We start from the raw sequence: 17,976 nt of genomic DNA on the forward strand, positions 1-17,976 counted from the left end.
CGGCGCAGTTACTCGGAGGTATCAGCCAGCAACAGGTAATACGGCGTGACGGTCAACACCCGGGCGCGGCTGACCGGAGCGCTGCGATCGGAAGCAGCAGCATCTGTGTGGAATGTCGTGCCGATGACCAGCCGTCTTACGAATGCCCAGACCCGCTGCCGAGCGCATTCAGTCAATGCAGCGCAAGCCGGCGCAGCAACGTCCCGATTCTGTCGATGGCACGCTACCCGGGAGATGATGCTCAACGGGTGTGCGCTCCGCATGGATTTTTATCCTCGAGATCCTGCCGACTCATAACGGTCGGAAATATCGCGTCCGCGGCGGATCAGGGGATGCTCGAAGAACCTCCATGAGATTCTCCCAGCCATGAACGTGATGGCAGCGACCGCCACCGACAGCCCGAGCACACCCGCTGCGGAAGCCACTTGGGGAGGGAGGACTCTGACCAGCGCCGCGATCACGAAACCATGAAACAGATAAACAAAATAGGAAACCAGTCCCAGACTGGCGAACCATCGCGTCACCGGCCACAATCTGTTGTCTGGGCGGCCCACCACGCAAAGCACCAGCCAAGCCGAGGCGCAAGCAATCGCCGTGTAACCGACGGTAGCCACGAGCACGGTCTCGCGACTGATAAACGCACACGCCGCGACGACGGCGAGCCACGCGATCCATGGGATCCACACCGGCACGGTCAATCGCTGCTTCGTGTCTTGACGCAGCGTCGCCATCACGCCGCCCATGGCGATGGCATCAACCCTGCCTGGCGCGAAGTAATACAGCGTGATCGGCTCCAATGCGAAGAGGGCGATGCACACCACCCGAACGATAAGCGCGCATACCACGATCCATCTCAACAGCGTGGTGAAGGCCGGCCGGCTTGCGATGAAGAGTACGCCGAACAGCAGGTACGCGAACTCCTCTACTGAAACCGACCACGTGATCGTGTAAGGAACGCCATTCTCGCCCCACAACGGAATCGCCCACGCGGTCAGGAGCAGGAAGTTGACCCATATCCTGTGGAGCACGCCATCCTCGTGTCCGACGGCGATCGCTGCGAGCAGGTACAACACCACCGCGACCATGTAGATGGGGACTATCCGGAAGAATCGCCGGATGTAGAAAGGTCGAAGCGATGCGCCCCGAGGGTATCGCAGGAGAATCGTCGTGATCAGAAAGCCGCTGATTCCGAAGAACAGGTCAACGCCGGCCCACCCGATTGCGGCAATGAGCTTCGCCACGAGCGAATGTCGAGTTTCAGGGAACTGGAACCACACGTGATGGACTATGACCAGAGCGATGGCCACTCCGCGGAGGGCGTCCAGGGGCATGAAACGGCGTGGCTCGTTCGTTGCGGCCTCGCCAGTGGAAGGCCAGGTCCGCGTCACGCTGCCGTGCGGATCACCGATCGTCGCAGTCATTTCGGCAGGTCAAGCTCTGAGGAGCGAAGAAACAGCGCGTTCTGGTATGGAAAGTAGGTGAACGCCGTGTTGGAAAGTGCCAACCATGCGACAAGGACCGCTCCCAGGCCCACCGCGCAACCGATCCGCGCCAATGCCCGGCCAGGCCCCTCGCGCATCACTTGTGGAAGGTACGCGATGAAAGTGATCGAGATCGGGAAAAGATAGAGCGACATGCGACTGACCGCCACGGTCATGAAAGGCGAGAACGCCAGTAGTGCGAACGCGAGAATGCACAGCTGCTGGAGCAGGTGCCAGTCGCGGACAAGGCGTGACCAGCGCTTGCGGAAGGCGAGCATGATCCCTGCCGGCACCAGGTTGAGGAGCAGGTGGAACACCGCGCCTGGCGAGTACGCGCCTTGCGACTGCTCCACGTAGACGGTCGTATACCTTGCCCACGCCCCCTCGGACTTGCTCAACAGCCACAGGCTGGCCACACCGAGGAAGGCGAGCAGGAAAATCTTTCTCAAGCGGCTCATCTTGATGTCGGCCACTGCAAGCACGAGAAGCAGCAGCGCACTGACGTGGAACAACGCGGCAAGCAGAATCCATGCCGCCCTGCGGGCGATGCCCAGCCGCTCCCATTGGGACATGGCGTACATGACGATCCCGATGGCGATGCCCTGCCGGTTCGCGCTCATGACTGCAACAATCACCAGGAATGGCATCGCCGCGGCCAGCGCCAGCCATCGATTCGGTTGCTTTGCGCAGTAGGAGAACAGGCCGAAGAAGAAGATCGCCGCGCCCAGCAGATTGACCCCGTAGACCCCCCAGCCCAGCTGCGCGGAAAGCCATGTCAGCAGCGAGTACATCGGCTCCATCATCCGAGCCGCCTCGAGCGGCGGCATCCCGTTGATGCGCTCCGTCAGCAGGATGTATCCAGACCAGTCGCCTCCAACCTCATGGCGCAGTCCGACAAAGATGACGAGGATCATGCCTGCAGCGATCCAGGCAGCCGGCTGCGTCCTGCGCCAATAGAAAATGGCAGGTATCGCAACGAGGCAGTAGACCAGTATGTATGCGGTCATGGATGTTCAGGCCCTTAGCCTGTCCTCGTTCCAAGCCTGGAACATCAGCACGGACCACAAGCGACTGCCGAACGAGCCTTCGCCGCGCAGGTGCCTTTCCCAGGTGGCACGGATCACGCGCGATTCGAGGTACCCCTCGCTGACAAGCCGGCTCTCGTCGAGCAGTGCTTCCGCCCAATCACGCAATGGACCACGCAACCAGTCGTCGATCGGTATCGCGAAGCCCATCTTCGGGCGATCGATGAGGGCCCGGGGAACATGGCGATCAAGCAGGCCGCGCAGGATCCATTTTCCCTTGCCATGTCGCAGCTTCATCGACATCGGAAGCGTCCACGCGAACTCCATGACGTCGCGATCAAGAAACGGCGCCCGCGTTTCCAGCGAAACTGCCATCGCGGCGCGGTCGACTTTCACAAGGACATCGTCCGGCAGGTAGGTCATCGCGTCCAGTGCCATCATGCGAGCCACGGGGTCGGCGAGCCGGGGCCAGCGCGCGCGGTCTTCCAGCAGGTTTGGCGGGATCGGGGCCTCACGCGCGGGGAAGTCATTCCCCGGCCACTCGGTGACCAATGCCACGTAGAGGTCATCGATTCCCTGCACGTCACGCATCCGCTGTCCAAGCTTGTGCGCTTTGTCGCCTGGCAGCCCCACGCCGGCACGCTTCGTCAATGGCCCGATCAGCCTGTTGAGCAAGGACGCGGGCACGGCGGTCAGGCCCGCGGCCAGGACGGGCCTGAGTCGTGCCGGAATGCGCTCCATCTGCCGCCACACCGAAGGCCCCAGGAAGTACCTGTTGTAGCCGCCGAAGAACTCGTCTCCCGCATCGCCGGACAGCGCGACCGCCACGTGCTGCCTGGCGAGCTTCATCACCAGATGGGTTGGTAGCTGGGAAGAGTCCGCGAATGGCTCGTCATACATGCTCGGCAACTGCGGTATCAGCCGGAGCGCATCGCCTGCCGACAAGCGCAACTCGGTATGCTCGGTACCCAGATGCGCGGCCACAGCACGTGCGTGCACCGCTTCGTCGTAGACCTTCTCGTCGAAGCCGATGGTGAATGTACGCACCGGCCGGCTGCTCTTGGCCTGCATCAACGACGCAACGAGCGACGAATCTATCCCCCTGAAAGCAATGCGCCGAGTGGAACATCGGCCACCATCTGGCCCCGGACCGCAGCACCGAGGAGACGCTCGAGTTCGTCGAGTGCCTCGACCTCGCTGCCCGGGAATGGATCGGAGGTCCCGCGCTCGGCGACCTCCGCGAGCGACCAGTAAGCCACCGGGCGCACATGCCGCTCGTCGTGCCGCAGCCGGATCCAGCTTCCAGGTGGCAGTTTGCAAATGCCGGAGTAAATGGTGTGCGGTCCAGGAACATAGCTGTGGCGCAGCAGCAGCGCGAGCGCGCCGCGGTCCACGCCTGCGTCGAACGCCGGATGCGCGCGGAGTGCCTTGAGCTCGGAGCCGAACAGGAACGTATCGCCTTGCCAGCCATAGTAGAGCGGCTTCTCTCCGGCGCGGTCACGGGCCAGCCAGAGGGTGCACTCCCACCGGTCCCACAGCGCGAGCGCAAACATGCCGACACTGCGCCTCAGGGCCTCCTCGATACCCCATGCATTCACCGCGGCAAGCAACGTCTCCGTATCCGAATGACCGCGCCATGCAGGGGCGACGCCATCAGCCTCCAGGCGCCTTCTCAGGTCAAGGTGATTGTAGATTTCGCCGTTGTAGGCCAGGACCCACCGGCCACTTGCAGAGGGCATTGGCTGACGACCAGCGTCGCTGAGGTCGACGATGGCCAGGCGGCGATGCGCCAGCGCCACGCCCGCACCGGAATCTACCCAGACCCCCCCATCATCGGGGCCGCGATGGCGAAGGCGGTCGGCCATCGCCGCCGCGATGGCACCACTGTCCGTGCTGCTGGGGGAACGCGTCCAGAAACCAGTCAGGCCACACATGGTGTCCCTCCCTGTGCAGCGTTGCGAAGTGTTTCGGCCAGTATGGGGACGTGCAGATGCAGCGAGTAGTGCGCGACGGCGCGCTCCCTGCCGGCCTGCCCCATCTGCCGGGCGAGTTCGCGGTCGTCACGGAGCCGGCGGAGGGCATCAGTCCACTGCTCCGGCGTTGTCGCCAGGAAGCCGCAGCCCCCTTGCAGGACATCGGTGTTCGCGCCGACCGGGGAGCCGATCGCCGGGACGCCGCAAGCCATGTACTGGATCAGTTTGAACGCGCACTTCCCCCGTGCCCAGTCATCGTCCGGAAGCGGCATGACCCCCACGTCAAAGGTGTTGATGAGCTCGACCTCCGAGGCCTCGCTCCAGGGAATCTCGCACACGTCGACGCCCGCAATCGCGGGCGCCGGACCACCCACGACAACGAGCCGGACGGGCCCCTCCCGCCCCAGCAGGCTCAGCGGCTCTATGAGCTGATCCAGATAAGGCGCCGTGGAAGGGGAGCCGATCCAGCCCACCGTGTAGATTCGACTCGCCTGGCGCGGCGCCGGGACGTATCGATCCGTGTCCACGACCGTTGGCAGGAGCGTGCTGCGCGGATTCAACGCGGAGGCGTAGCGATGGAGCGTCCGGTTGCCGGCAGTGACCGCGGCGGCGTTCCGGACCACGACGTCGAACTTGCCTCCAAGCACGCGGTCGAGCACGCCGAGCCCGCCCCTGCGGTACTTCAGGTAGAACGCATCGTCGAAGTCATAGACATAGGGCGTGGACCCCAGCAGCCTCCGCTCCAACCAGCCCGGCATGAGGGGGTACAGCTCGCAGTGCAGCATCGCGACGTCGTGCCGCTGATCGCGCAGGTGGCCGAGGCGATGCAGACCCTTCGCCAGCATCCCGGCCAGCGGCAGGCGCCCACCGCTGAAGCGCCGGCGAAGGTACTCGTCATCGAGCAGCGACCTGACTTCGAGCGCGATGCCGTGCCCCGCCAGACCAGGCACGTACTGGCCAAGGCGATAGCGCGTGCTGGCCGCCAGAGGGCCGTACAACGCGAGGCCCAGGACGCGCATCACCGCTTGACCCCAACCGCGCACCAGTACGGCGCGTTGTCCGAGAAGCGGATGTCGACCAGGCCTGCCGCGACCATCATCCCCTCGACCTGGTCCCGGGTGAAACGCTGCTCCAGCGGGGTCCCGAAGCGATCCCTGGAGTCCGTCCGCATCGTGTACCAGCTGCGGCTCCGGTAGTAGGACAGGGGCACGTTCGACACGTCATACCCGAGCGCCTCCAGCAGCATCGAGGTTCGCGCCAGCGGGTAATAGACCAGCAGGGCGATCGTATCGGTGACCAGATGCTTCGGCGCTGGCGGCAGTCGCTGGACAAGGCGCCGCACGTGGTCGGAGCACTGCCACGCCAGCCGGAAAGCAGCGCCGCGGTTGTCCATGGCGTAGTACAGGTACACCAGGAATGGCGCACCCGGCTTGAGCATCGCGACACAGGAGCGGATGGCTTGGGCTGTGTCCGGAACATGATGGAGGACCCCGAGCGAGTAGCCGAAATCCTGGCTGCCTGCGGGCAGCACCCCGTCGTCCACCGACGCCTGGTGCAGGCTCACGTTCCCGACGGCGGAGAGGCGGCTGCGTGCAACGTCGATCGCCGACGATGGGTCGATGCAATGCAGGTGGCCGACACGCGGCGCCACGAGAGTTGCCCACCGGCCCGAGCCACAGCCCATGTCGAAGCCTGAAGCGCCTGCAGGAAGCGCATCCCATGGGAAGACGGAGAAGTAGTCCTGGAAGATCTTCCTTGCTTCTTCTTCCCCCATCGCCGACTGGTCGAACCTCGACCACTCGTCGCCGAAGCTTTGCACGGTGAGATCGTCGATATTTTTCTTCATCTGGCGTCGTCCAGCTGTCGATAGACCTCGGCGTACCGGGAGACGCCCTCGCCGAGCGAGAAGTGCCTATGGGCAGCGTCCCTGCAGCGCTCATGGATGTGCGGGTCGGAGGCGAGCGCGAGCAGATCGCGTACGCCGCTGGCAAGTGCGGCGTCGTCAGTGATGTCTATGGCCACTCCCACTCCAGCATCCTCGAGGATGGCCGCCATGTCCCCAACGCCGCGGTTGGCGAGGCAGGGAATGCCGCAGCCAAGGAATTCGCCCAGCTTTGTGGGCGCCGAGGCCTGTTTGGAGAACACCGGCTTGATGAAGAACACACCCGCATGCATCCGCGCCATCTGCGCCGGCACCTCGGCGTGGCTGACGCTGCGCAGCTCCACGTCGGCCAGCGATACCCCGCCTTGCTGGAGCCGCTCGCGGATGTAGTCATGCTCGTTGCGGTTGATCACCAGCAGACGCGCATCGCCCACCCGTTCGCGCAGCAGGCGGAAACTCTCCACCACGGCATCGAACAGGTACCAGGTGCCGGCCGAGCCGACATAACCCAGGACGAAACCCGGCCGGGGCGTATCCCCGGGCACGAAGTGGTCCAGATCGGCGCAGGTCGGAATGACGGTGACCGGCGGCATCCGCCCGCGCAGATAGTCGAAGCCGGCCATCTCGTCGACCGCCGCCCGGGTCAGCGACACCACGTGATCGGCTCCGAGCAGGAACCGCCGCTCGAACGCCTTCGCCACGCGGTAGATGGCGCCGTCGCGTGGCCACAGCCCGCCGTCCACCCGCTCATCTGCCCAGAAGCCGCGCATGTCGAACACGAACCGCGTGTCGGAGAGCCGCTTGAGTGCCAGGGCCATGACCCCCGGCACGTAGCTGCGGGCGTGGACGATGCCGATCCCGTGGCGCCGCACCAGCCCCAGACCGGCAACGGTTCCCACCCCGATGTCCCAGGCGGTGGCCACTGCGGAGGGGCGCTTGTGGTAACGCCGCGGATGCCAGTGGATGCCGGCGGCGCGGATGCGTGCGGCCGTCGACTCCCGCAGCGTCGCGTCCTGCCAGTCCTCGGCCTTCTCGAAGCTCAGCAGATGGATGTCCCGCTCGTCTGCCAGCTTTTCGAGATAGGCCAGCACCTGGGACTGCCCGAGCGGTTCAAGCATGCCGTCGTAGGCAATGTAGAGCAGCGGCTTCAAGCTGGCCTCCCTGCACGCCAGTCGGGCAGCAGCAGATCCAGGTATTCGTCGGCGATCTTCTCCACGGAAAAATCGCGGGCACGCGCCTTGAGCGCGGAGCGGTCGTGCGTCCCCCGCAGGGCCGCCTGCATGGCGGCCGCCAGCGCTTCGGGATCGCCGACCGGCGTCAGCGTACCGTACTTGCCACCCTCCAGAATCTCGCTGGGCCCGGCCGGGCAGTCCGTGCTGACGATCGGCACGCCGTACTCCATGGCCTCGACGATCACGTTGCCGAAGCCTTCGTAGTCGGAGGCCAGAACGAACAGATCGGCGTGGGCGTACCACGCTGACGGGTCGGCCACGTACCCGGGCATCGACACGCGGCCGTGCAATCGGAGATCACGCACCAGCGCTTCGAGGCGCGGGCGCTCTTCCCCCTCTCCAAGGATGCACAAGGTCAGGTCCGGCTCGGCCAGCCTGGCGAACGCCCGGAGCAGCAGGTCGTGGCGCTTCACCTTTTTCAGTGTCCCGACCGTCAGGACGACGCGGCCCGGTTCGCCCAGAACCCGTGGCCTCTGCAACAACCCGGTTGGTGCCCGCATCCCGGCGGCCGGATTGTGGACCACCCGGAAGTCGCTCCGGGGAAGCCCGGACAGCGCGGCAAGCCCATCAGCGACACCCGCGGACACACCGATGCGCGCATCGGCCCAAGGATATGCGAAGCGCGTACTGCCACGCAGCACTGCCCGGTGGACCCGGCCACGACCGGCGTAGGCAAGCGAGAGCGGCGAATGCTCGCTTATCGCGACGCGGCCGCGGAACCGGACCGCGCGTGCGGCGAGAGGGGCCAGCACGGTCAACGGCCACATCGCCGCGAGCAGGGCCTGCGGCCTACGGCCGCGCAGGTAGCGGGTCAGAGGCACGAACGCGCTGCGGATCCGTGGCGCGCCGAGGTCGACGAGCGACGCCCCTTCCGGCAGCTCCTGGATCAGCTCGCCCGCCCGCCTGAGCAGCACGAATTCCACCGCGAAACCCCGCCGCAGCCAGATAGCCGCCATTTGCAGCCGCATACGCTCGGCGCCGCCAGGACCGAGATCAGGTAGAAGGATGGCAAGCGTGGCCATTATTATTCTGACTTCTCGGCCAACCAGTTGTTGCCATCCAACTTCCTAAGAGCGAATCCTGCATCCTCAAGCAACGCGCTTAAGGCATCCTTGCTGACACACCCCCGAGACCAAGCCTCATAGGCGATGAAATTTGTCTTTTTCAAGAGGCTCTTCGCGCCACGAAAGGCCTGAAGTTCGGCTCCCTCAACGTCGATCTTCATCAGTTTTACAGACGAAATGCGTTCGGCAACCGCATCCAGTGTTGTGGTTTGGACCGGAATTTCGCTACTGGTCTCGTGGCGCTCTGCACCGCCACTGATCGAGGCTTGCCCATACTTTCCGGCCTGGACCATCGCGATCACCACGTCCCCCTCCACGTCACTGATGGCATTCTTGACCACAGTGACATTGCGCAGATGGTTCATGTGGATGTGTGACTCCAATCGCTTGGCTGTGTCGGGCATCATTTCAATGCTGATCACCCGCCCGCCAGGCCCAACCAGGCGCGAGGCCAGCACCGTATAGATTCCGATGTTTGCCCCGGCATCGATGAATGCATCTCCGGGTCGAAGGACTTTTCGCGCCAGTTCCGCGATTGAATGTTCGCGCCACGGCAGAACATGCCAGAGGTCATCGGTGCGGGCGCGTAGCGAGAATCTTCCAAATCCTGGAACTTCGACGTTGGCGTCCTGCAGAAGGATAGGATCCTGCCAGTCTTGGATGTTGCACAAGCTCAAGAACGGGGCCGCCAGCGCCGAACGAATCAGCGTTAACTCATCGGCTGCGCTCTGACCTCTTACTTGCCAGAGAATTGGCAGCCAACGCACGAGACGCTGCGTGTAGTGCAGGAGCGCCCTAAGGGTGGCGCGAGCAGGGACGGGAAGGTACCGCTTTAGAGTTGCGCGCATAGAACCCTTCACCGGAATTAGTTCGCAGATTTACGCAGGAAGCCCCACACGCCCGTATCCAAGCCGAGCAAGCGCTGGCAATCACGCCACATCAATGCATTCCACAGGGCGGCAGAGGCAAGGTTGGAGTACGCCGCACCCATCATGCCGTAGTCCTTGATAAGGATCGGCGACACCACAAGCAATAGCGCTAACGCGAAAGCGGAGGCAGAGGTCACTTTTTTCTGATGGCCGGTCATGTTCAACAGCACGGCATTGATTCCAAACAGTGCATTCACTAAAGCGGCCACACAAAGTATGACCAGCGCTTGGTTTCCACTAGAAAATTCACGACCAAACACAAAAGCAAGCAACTGCTCCCCCGCAATGAAGAAGGGCAACGAAAGCAGTAGGACTCCAAGCACCATGCCGCCGGAAACTAGGGCCAGCATGCGCCGCAACTGGACACGCTGCTGCGTCGCATGCAGCTTGGCCACCAGGGGCATGCTCACTATGTTGAAGAGAGTCAGTGGCATAGCCACCAGTGCGGTGGTCGATGCCGCCACCCGGAACACCCCCACCTCCGCCACCGACACCATAGCGCCAAGAAGGAGGATTAGCAGGTGAGATTGCAACAACCGCATACCTTCGGTCATTGCCATTGGAATTGCGCTAAACCACCACTGCCTGGAGCTCGTCTCTGGCTCGTTCGCGCGCACTTTTGGCGTCATGGCACGCATCAGGAGGCGGTGGGCGACCATCAGGGAGACGGTGGCCGCAATCACGCCCAACCACATCGCCAAGGCCGGTGTCATTGGGAACAGGCCCAGCGGAACTCCAAACAACAGCAGAGAATGGAGGCCGGGACGCAGGGCGGCCTCCGCGAACTGACCTCTTATGATCTGCTGCGTTCCGCGTAGCGCAGCCGAATGTATCGACAGGAGCGCCACCACGGGAACCAGGGCGATGCCCGGCAACAACGCTTTAGCCAGCGCGCCCTGAAGCTCGCCATTCCATATCAACCAAGCAAGAAGGCACAGCCCAACGAAGGCTGCGATGGTCATGGATGCGCGCGTGGCCCATCGCAGGACGCCCCGCAGCCTTCCCCACTGCTCGTTCGCGTAAGCTGCGGCCACCTCTCGTGTCACCAACTGTGGGAAACCAAACTCCGTGGGGACCGTCAACAGCGCGATGATCGACATCGCCAAGCCATAGACGCCGTAGCCCTCTGCGCCTAGTCCACGCGCGAGCTGGACGCCGACTAGAAAGCCGAAAGCAAGACCCACGACCCGTATACCGGCGCTTCCAGTAATGGCCTTCGCCAGTGTTGGACCTAGGCTATCCCGCGCCAGGTAGTCGCGTAGTCGATTAATCAAGGCACTGGCTTCAGTAGTGCGTTAAACGGAGCGGCTGCACAGGAAGCTCTATGCTCACAGCCGCCCATCGGCGGCTTCCTTGGGCAACACGTATTTCACGTCATACAGCACGGCGCTCGGCTTGCCGTAAGCCCGGATACCAGAGGCGCCGAGAGCTCGGAACTCGTTATGCCCCACCGCAATCACGATGGCGTCGTATTCGCCCTGTCCGGGGACGCTCAGCCCTAACCCATACTCGTTCCAAGCCTCTGCTACATCCACCCATGGATCGCACACATCGACTTGCGCGCTATAACCCTTTAGCGCCGCGATTATGTCCACTACGCGCGTGTTCCGCAGGTCCGGGCAGTTCTCCTTGAAGGCCAGTCCCAGGATCAGCACGCGCGCCTGCACCGGGTTGATCCCGTTGCGCACCATGAGCCGGATCACCTGGTTCGCCACGTACCCGCCCATGCCGTCGTTGGTGCGGCGCCCGGCAAGGATCACGTCCGGGTGGTGCCCGACCTCCTGCGCCTTGTGGGTCAGGTAGTAGGGATCGACGCTGATGCAGTGCCCGCCCACGAGACCGGGACGGAACGGCAGGAAATTCCACTTGGTACCTGCGGCTTCGAGCACTTCGAGCGTGTCGATGCCCAGTTTGTTGAACAGGATCGCCAGGTCGTTGATCAGCGCGATGTTGAGATCGCGCTGGGTGTTCTCGATCACCTTCGCGGCTTCGGCCACCTTGATGCTGCTGGTCTTGTGGGTGCCGGCAGTGATGACGCTGGCATACATCGCGTCCACGAAGTCGGCTGTGGCCGGCGTGCTGCCACTGGTCACCTTGAGGATGTTGGTGACGCGGTGCGCCTTGTCGCCGGGATTGATGCGCTCGGGGCTGTAGCCACAGAAGAAGTCCCGGTTGAACGTCAGGCCGCTCCCCTGTTCGAGGATCGGCACGCACACTTCCTCGGTGCAGCCGGGATACACGGTGCTTTCGTACACCACGGTATCGCCGGCCTTCAGCACCTTGCCCAGCGCTTCGCTGGCACGGCGCAACGGCGCAAGGTCCGGGCGACGCGCGATGTCGATCGGCGTCGGCACGGTGACGATGTACACGTTGCACCCGGCGATGCCGTCCAGCTCGCTGGTGAAGACCAGGCGGACGGCTTCTGCCAGCAATTCCGGCTCCACCTCCAGAGTGCTGTCGCGGCCGTCCCTGAGTTCGGCGATGCGCCTCTGGTTGATGTCGAAGCCGACGGTGTCGTACTGCTTGCCGAACTCCACCGCCAGCGGCAGGCCGACGTAGCCGAGACCGACGACGGCGATACGGGTGTTGGCGGGGCTGGGCAGATTGGCCATTCGACTGGGATCCGTGACGCGGCGGAGGTTGCGGAAAGGTGCCGGCAGGCAACCGGGGCTAAACGGCCCGGTTGCGGACGTACCACGGCATGGCTTCACCGATGCCGGCCGCCAGACGATGGGTGGGCGCGTAACCGAGCAGACGCTGGGCCTTGCCGGTGTCGGCCTGGCTGTGGCGCACGTCACCGGCGCGGAATTCCCGGTAGCACGGCGTGGCAGCCAGCGCGACACCGTGCTCCACGAGGTTGTCGCGCAGCAGGGCGAACAGGTGATTGAGCGTGGTGCGATCGCCCACGGCGACGTTGTAGACCGCGTTTTGCGCCTCCGCGTTGGCCGTCGTTGCGGCCAGCAGATTGGCCTGCACGGCATTGGCCACGTAGGTGAAGTCGCGACTGGTTTCGCCATCACCGTTGATCCACACGACCTCGCCCCGGAGCAGCGATCCCGTCCATTTGGGGATCACGGCGGCATATGCGCCGTCCGGGTTCTGGCGCGGCCCGAATACGTTGAAGTAGCGCAGGCCGATGGTGTTGAAGCCGTAGTTCCCCGCGAACACGTCGGCGTACAGCTCGTTGACGTATTTGGTCACGGCGTATGGACTGAGCGGCTTGCCGATGCGCTCCTCCACCTTGGGAAGCGCCGGGTGGTCGCCGTAGGTGCTGCTGCTGCCCGCGTAGACGAAGCTGCGCACCCTCGCATCGCGCGCGGCCACGAGCATGTTGAGGAAGCCGCTGATGTTGGCGGCGTTGGTGTTGGCAGGGTCGGCAAGGCTGCGCGGCACGCTGCCAAGCGCCGCCTGATGCAGCACATGCTCCACACCCTGGCAGGCGCGGGCGCAGTCCCCGGGGTCGCGGATATCACCCTCGATGAAGGTGAAACGCTCCCACTGTTCCGGCGTCACCAGCCCCTGCACTTCCTCCAGGTTGTGGCGGAACCCGGTCGCGAAGTTGTCCAGGCCCACCACACGCTGGTCCAGCTTCAGCAGGGTTTCCAGCAGGTTGGAACCAATGAAACCGGCTACGCCGGTGATCAGCCATGACCGCGGATGTTCCGGCAGGACTTTACGAAGGTGCTGGTAAGCAGTCATTGCGGGCAAGCGTCCTGTTCAGCGGTGATGCGGACCATCGGACGTGTTGTGTACGCGGCTCCAGGTGGAGCCCTGTGCATGGATGCGTGACAGTCATCCGCTCATGACCACCCCGGGGCGCGCGAACGAGGCGGAAGCCGCGATGCCCGCCAGCGCTGCAGCGATTGCCAACAGGGCGGGCGTACGCATCGGATAGTCCACCAGCGAATGCGCGAGGACGACGAGCAGCCCCAGCAATGCGGACTGGCTCAGCATGCGATCACCCGGCGGCTGCCGCTGGATGGCGACGAAGGTCGCCACCAGTAACATCGCGCCCGCCAGCATCAACGCGATGGCGACGAATCCCGCTTCCAGCGACCACTGCAAATATTCGTTATGTGCGTGATTGACGTACTCGCTCATCAACAGGCTGCGCGGCGCCTCCTGCTCGAAAATTGGGACATAACTGCCCACGCCACCGCCCAGCGGCGAGAAGCGGGTGGCGAGTTCACTGGTGGCAGCGCGCAGCGGCGCGCGCAGCTCATCGACAGCATCGACCCGCATCCAGCGCAATGCCGTCAGAAGCCCGGCGATGGCCACGGCCAGACCCCCGGCCAGTGCAAGCCGGCCGCGACGCGAGCCGCGCCAGTGCGGCCACTGCAATGCAACCACCATGCCGAGCGCGAGGATCACAAGCACGATGCCCGCACGCGAGCCGGTCAGCGGCAAGGCGGTGAGCGAAAGCAGCATCGCGACCACGCAGGCCAGCACGGTCAGCGCGCGCCGTGGGCGGCCCGGTTGCCAGTTGACCAGCGCATGCGCGGTGCCCGCACATGCCAGCGTGGCGGCGATCACCAGCAACGTGGCCTGGTGATTCGGATTGGCGAAGAAGCCGTTCATCGCCGGCGCCCACTGCGGGTAGGGGTTGAGCACGCTTTCCTGGGGGGCGCCGAGCTGGGCGACGCCGAGCAGCAGGCTGGCCATCGCAAGTCCCACGACCGCGGCCAGGACGGCGCGTTGCCCACGCGTCCGCAGGCTCAGGGTCAGCACAAAAACCGCCGCGGCGGGGAGGAGCGACAGCATGGCGGCCGTGACGGCGCCCGGGGCCAGGGACCAGCGGGCCGACTGGGCAACGCCCAGTGTGGCCAGGTCGGCATTCAGATCGCGACGCCCTTCGCCACCCCAACCAGCGGGCAGAGGAAGAAGTTGCAGCAACGGAAGTACCGCCACCAGCGCGAGCAGGGAGAGCCACGCGGTGGGCACCGCAGCGAATGCGGTATCCAGCCAGCGCCACACTCCCCATGCCAACAACGGCACTGCCATTGCGGCGGCCAGATCAAGACCAAGACCGGCCTGCTGCGAGCTTCCGCCGCCAAGCAGGGCCACCGTCAGCAGAGCGCAGACGGCGCCCGTGGCGGCGACATCGCCAGCGTCAATGGCGACATGCGAAGTGTCCATTCGGCGCATTGCCTCCCCCTAACGAAACGGGACGGCTGCAATCCCGTCCCGTTGGCTCACGACATGGGGTGCGTCAGCGGCTGACCGGCGGCGGCGGCGCCCCCCGTAGCGGCTCCTGCGGCGGATCCGAATCGTCCAGAGTGCCCTCGGCGATCGCCACGATGGCTGCCACGCTGCCGCCAATGATACCAACGGCGCCCCATTCGACCCCGCTCGCACCCACAGGCCCGTAGACATTGCTCCTGCTCGCATTGCCCCCGCTCGCCGCGGCGACGCATGTGGAGGGCACGCTGTACACGCCCGCGGAAGACAACGGCTGCGAGCAGCCATTGGGATAGACAAGCGTGGCGCGACTGCCTTCCGCCAGCATCACGCGGCTCCCAGCGGGAACCTGGGTGCCGGAGGCCGCGGGAGTGAACTCACCGCCCTGGCTGATCATTGCGCTACCGGAGTCGACCTGAAGCGTTGGCGCACTTTGGCCTTGGGCAATGGCCGGCGCCGTCGCCACAGCGCACAGAAGTGCAGCGAAAAATAGAGGCTTGTTCATATGACGTCCTTCCGAATTTGGGGGGAGCATGCGACCGGACAGTTCGGTATTGAGCATAGGCCTCCCCGCCGTGCATAGCAACGCCTTATCGAAAAAAAACACGAATAAAATCAGTCAGATATGTGATTTCTGCGTGCATTTAATGTGACAGCGGCGCCGGTCCGAGCGGTTTCTCCTATTCATCGCCAGGCATCGACCAGCAGAGTTAATAAAAAAGCTCCAGCGGGATTACGGTCTGGCTGCTGGCACGATCCGCACGTCCGTGACCATCAGCTCACCACGCAATGCCTGCGCGACCCCGCGAGACGCCGGATTGACGAGTCGCAGCCATTGGCCGGTGCAGTGGTCACCCTCCGGCACTTCGAACTCAAGGCTGAAGTCGTTCCATGTCCTGGACTCGCGCACGCGGGCTCCGTCCGCGATACGGGTGCGGTTGTCGCCACAGGTGAGCGTCCATTCCAGTCCACGACTGGCGCGCAGATCGGCGGTGCGCATGCGCACGCGCAGCACATGCGGGCCTGGTGCCAGCAGCAGGGGTTGCTCGAGCCCGACGGCGGCAACAGGTCGGCCCAGGAAGGTGAAGCGCATGGCGTGACCGCCGGTCGTCGCCACGCGCTGCGCCACGACGCCGGGCGTGCGACGAAGATGCCAGTCGAAGCCGACCGACGTGGGCGCGTTGGCGAAGGCGCCGTTCCAGGGTTGCGGCACGCGTTCCGGCAGTCCGGGGAGCGTGCCAACCCAGGCGGCATAGGCCTCCCCCCAACGCCCGCCGCGGATCAGCCCGGCAAGCCAGCGTGCGACATCCGACTGGTCGAGCTGGCCGTGGCGCCCGAGCGCGCCGTGCAGGGTATCGAGCGCCCCGGGAGGGCCATCGCTCTCCAGATATCGCAGCAAGCGGCCACGCCACTGCGGGCGGTCGACGAAGTGACGTGCAAGTGCGTCCGCAAAGTCCGGATCGGCGACGAGCTGCCCGAGTGCTGCCATTGCCGCATCGCGATAGCGCGGCGAGACGGTCATCAATGCATCCAGCTGGTCAGCCGCGCTGGCGTAGTCACCATGTCGCAGGGCGTGGACGGCCAGCCAGCTGCGCACGTGGGCGTCGCGCGGCGCACGCCGTACCGCGACCTCGTAGCGCGCCAGGACCTCGGCCGGCGTGCCGGTGTCGGCAAGCGCTGGCGCGAGCAGCGCGAAGGCTTCGCCGCGCAAAGGCTCACGCGCCAGAACCTGCCGCGCCAGCGCGGCGGCCTGTGCCCGCTCGCCCGCTGCGAGATGCGCGCGTGCGCGGGCGAGGGCCGACTCGAGCGCGTCGGCGGCACCCCGTGTTGCGAACAACCACAAGGACAGGCTTCCGAGACTCAACACGAACAGGACGAACACGATCCTGCGTGCCATTGTCATCGCGCCGGCTCCAGCTGCACGGTCGCCACCTGCCAACCGTCCAGTCCGCGCTCCAGGCGTACCTGCATCAGTCCCGTCTCCAGCGTGCTGCCTGCATGTTCCAGCTGGTAGGCCGTGTTGAGGGTGGCGACGTCGCTGCCGAGGAGCCAGTTGGGGGTGTCGAGGGAGAGCTCCGCCTGATGGATGCCCGTCACCCGTGCCTCCAGCGCCGTGCGCAGTTCACGCGCGCTGCGCTCCACTTCTGGGCCACGCCAGCTGGGCGGCGCGACCTCGGGTGACGCCAGGTACTTCGCCAGATGCGCGACCGCGGCATCGGCTTCGCGCAGGAGCTGGAGCGGATCGGGTGGAACCATTTCGGGCTCATCCGCCACGACCACATTCTCCAGAGTCGCCGCAGGCTCGACATAGGCGATCAGTGGCAACGCCTCCAACGTAACGTCGAGTCGCGCGCCAGCCTCGATGTCATCTGGCTGCTGTGGATTCGTCGCGTTGGACTCGAGGGGTCGGGCCGTTGCGTAGTCGTCGAGAATCGGGGCGATTGAGAGGGGCGCCAGGGGTGGCGAAGCATGGGTGGGCGACAGGGAGGCGACCCGCCGGCCCGGCTGGTCAGGGTCGGTCTGTTCACGGGAGACGGGCGCCGCGGTCGTCTCTACGGCGGGCGCCCCCACTGCAGTCGGAGCGATCGCTCGCTGTACCGCCGTGGCGGGCGGATCCCGGTGGTCAACCCACCGGTCGCCGCGCACGGCGAGCCAGGCCAGCAGCAGACAGAGCAGACCAAGCAGCAGGACCAGCCACGGAGCAAGCCGCGACCCGGGCTCGTCGACATCGGATAACGAGGTGACGCCGGCGGCAGGCAGCCGTGCCCCGACCGGACGGCTCCGCGGCCCGACGACCGTGGTGGCCAGCATGTCGTCGTAGCTGCGCCGCAGCACCGGCGTGCGCACCTGGTTCCAGGCCTGGTTGACCCGATGCGCGAAGGTGGTTTCCCACGCCAGCGCGCCCGGATTGTGGTCGGGATGCAACCACCGCAGCAACAGCCGGTGATGCCTTCGCAGCAGCGAATCGGCGGCGCCCGCATCGGCACCAAGGATGCGATACGCATCGCTGCGATCGGTGAACAACACCTGCTGCACGAAGAACCGTGCGGCTTCCTGCAGGTGACCGGGGCTGGCACGCATGCGCCCGGCCGCCGACCGCTGCGCGGCGACGGAGCCCGACGCCACTTCGAGCAGCTCGGTCATCCCATCCGGCAGCGGGCGCCCTTGCAGCACGCGGCGATGTGCGGGAGACCGCAGCAGCCCCAGCGCAA

At 65.1% G+C, this 17,976-nt stretch carries 14 protein-coding genes and 1 pseudogene; all 15 read right to left on the reverse strand.

The window, feature by feature from the left end; genetic code table 11:
• Positions 1 to 269: 269 nt before the first annotated feature.
• The 15 genes and pseudogenes from CNR27_RS00705 to CNR27_RS00775 all read right to left on the reverse strand — a co-directional run bounded on the left by CNR27_RS00705 (position 270) and on the right by CNR27_RS00775 (position 17,908).
• Positions 270 to 1,421 (reverse strand): acyltransferase family protein, encoded by a 1,152-nt coding sequence (locus CNR27_RS00705; RefSeq protein ID WP_096296485.1) that lies wholly within the window; start codon positions 1,419 to 1,421, stop codon positions 270 to 272.
• Entirely contained in the window at positions 1,418 to 2,488 is a 1,071-nt protein-coding gene (locus CNR27_RS00710; RefSeq protein WP_096296486.1) for an EpsG family protein, read from the reverse strand. Before CNR27_RS00710 ends, CNR27_RS00705 begins: the two co-directional genes overlap by 4 nt.
• Before the next feature lie 6 nt (positions 2,489 to 2,494).
• Positions 2,495 to 4,440: pseudogene (gene asnB, locus CNR27_RS15865) on the reverse strand (asparagine synthase (glutamine-hydrolyzing)).
• The gene (locus CNR27_RS00720; protein WP_123832932.1) at positions 4,428 to 5,498 is read right to left on the reverse strand and encodes a glycosyltransferase; all 1,071 of its coding nucleotides are present in this window, start codon (positions 5,496 to 5,498) and stop codon (positions 4,428 to 4,430) included. The pseudogene asnB and the gene CNR27_RS00720 overlap by 13 nt, the downstream one beginning before the upstream one ends.
• Complete coding sequence (locus tag CNR27_RS00725; protein ID WP_096296488.1) at positions 5,498 to 6,325, reverse strand: class I SAM-dependent methyltransferase; 828 nt, start codon at positions 6,323 to 6,325, stop codon at positions 5,498 to 5,500. Before CNR27_RS00725 ends, CNR27_RS00720 begins: the two co-directional genes overlap by 1 nt.
• Positions 6,322 to 7,512 (reverse strand): glycosyltransferase, encoded by a 1,191-nt coding sequence (locus tag CNR27_RS00730; RefSeq protein WP_199730914.1) that lies wholly within the window; start codon positions 7,510 to 7,512, stop codon positions 6,322 to 6,324. The genes CNR27_RS00725 and CNR27_RS00730 overlap by 4 nt, the downstream gene beginning before the upstream one ends.
• Positions 7,509 to 8,615 (reverse strand): glycosyltransferase, encoded by a 1,107-nt coding sequence (locus tag CNR27_RS00735; protein WP_179948205.1) that lies wholly within the window; start codon positions 8,613 to 8,615, stop codon positions 7,509 to 7,511. Before CNR27_RS00735 ends, CNR27_RS00730 begins: the two co-directional genes overlap by 4 nt.
• Positions 8,616 to 8,617: 2 nt before the next feature.
• The gene (locus tag CNR27_RS00740) at positions 8,618 to 9,424 is read right to left on the reverse strand and encodes an FkbM family methyltransferase (RefSeq protein ID WP_157745165.1); all 807 of its coding nucleotides are present in this window, start codon (positions 9,422 to 9,424) and stop codon (positions 8,618 to 8,620) included.
• Between the two features lie 98 nt (positions 9,425 to 9,522).
• Positions 9,523 to 10,770 carry an oligosaccharide flippase family protein gene (locus tag CNR27_RS00745; protein WP_158613501.1) on the reverse strand — a complete coding sequence of 416 codons (1,248 nt, stop codon included), beginning with the start codon at positions 10,768 to 10,770 and terminating at the stop codon, positions 9,523 to 9,525.
• 144 nt (positions 10,771 to 10,914) lie between these two features.
• Entirely contained in the window at positions 10,915 to 12,198 is a 1,284-nt protein-coding gene (tviB, locus tag CNR27_RS00750) for a Vi polysaccharide biosynthesis UDP-N-acetylglucosamine C-6 dehydrogenase TviB (RefSeq protein ID WP_096296492.1), read from the reverse strand.
• Positions 12,199 to 12,256: 58 nt separating this feature from the next.
• Complete coding sequence (locus tag CNR27_RS00755) at positions 12,257 to 13,285, reverse strand: NAD-dependent epimerase/dehydratase family protein (protein ID WP_096296493.1); 1,029 nt, start codon at positions 13,283 to 13,285, stop codon at positions 12,257 to 12,259.
• Positions 13,286 to 13,378: 93 nt separating this feature from the next.
• Positions 13,379 to 14,722 (reverse strand): O-antigen ligase family protein, encoded by a 1,344-nt coding sequence (locus CNR27_RS00760; protein WP_157745166.1) that lies wholly within the window; start codon positions 14,720 to 14,722, stop codon positions 13,379 to 13,381.
• 73 nt (positions 14,723 to 14,795) lie between these two features.
• Positions 14,796 to 15,269 (reverse strand): hypothetical protein, encoded by a 474-nt coding sequence (locus CNR27_RS00765; RefSeq protein ID WP_096296495.1) that lies wholly within the window; start codon positions 15,267 to 15,269, stop codon positions 14,796 to 14,798.
• Positions 15,270 to 15,497: 228 nt separating this feature from the next.
• Positions 15,498 to 16,667, reverse strand: a complete 1,170-nt coding sequence (locus CNR27_RS00770; protein WP_157745167.1) for a tetratricopeptide repeat protein — start codon at positions 16,665 to 16,667, stop codon at positions 15,498 to 15,500.
• Positions 16,664 to 17,908, reverse strand: coding sequence for a DnaJ domain-containing protein (locus CNR27_RS00775; protein WP_157745168.1), 1,245 nt, complete (start codon positions 17,906 to 17,908; stop codon positions 16,664 to 16,666). Before CNR27_RS00775 ends, CNR27_RS00770 begins: the two co-directional genes overlap by 4 nt.
• Positions 17,909 to 17,976: the final 68 nt, after the last annotated feature.

The sequence above is a fragment of the Luteimonas chenhongjianii genome (genome assembly GCF_002327105.1).
Classification (GTDB): Bacteria; Pseudomonadota; Gammaproteobacteria; order Xanthomonadales; family Xanthomonadaceae; genus Luteimonas; species Luteimonas chenhongjianii.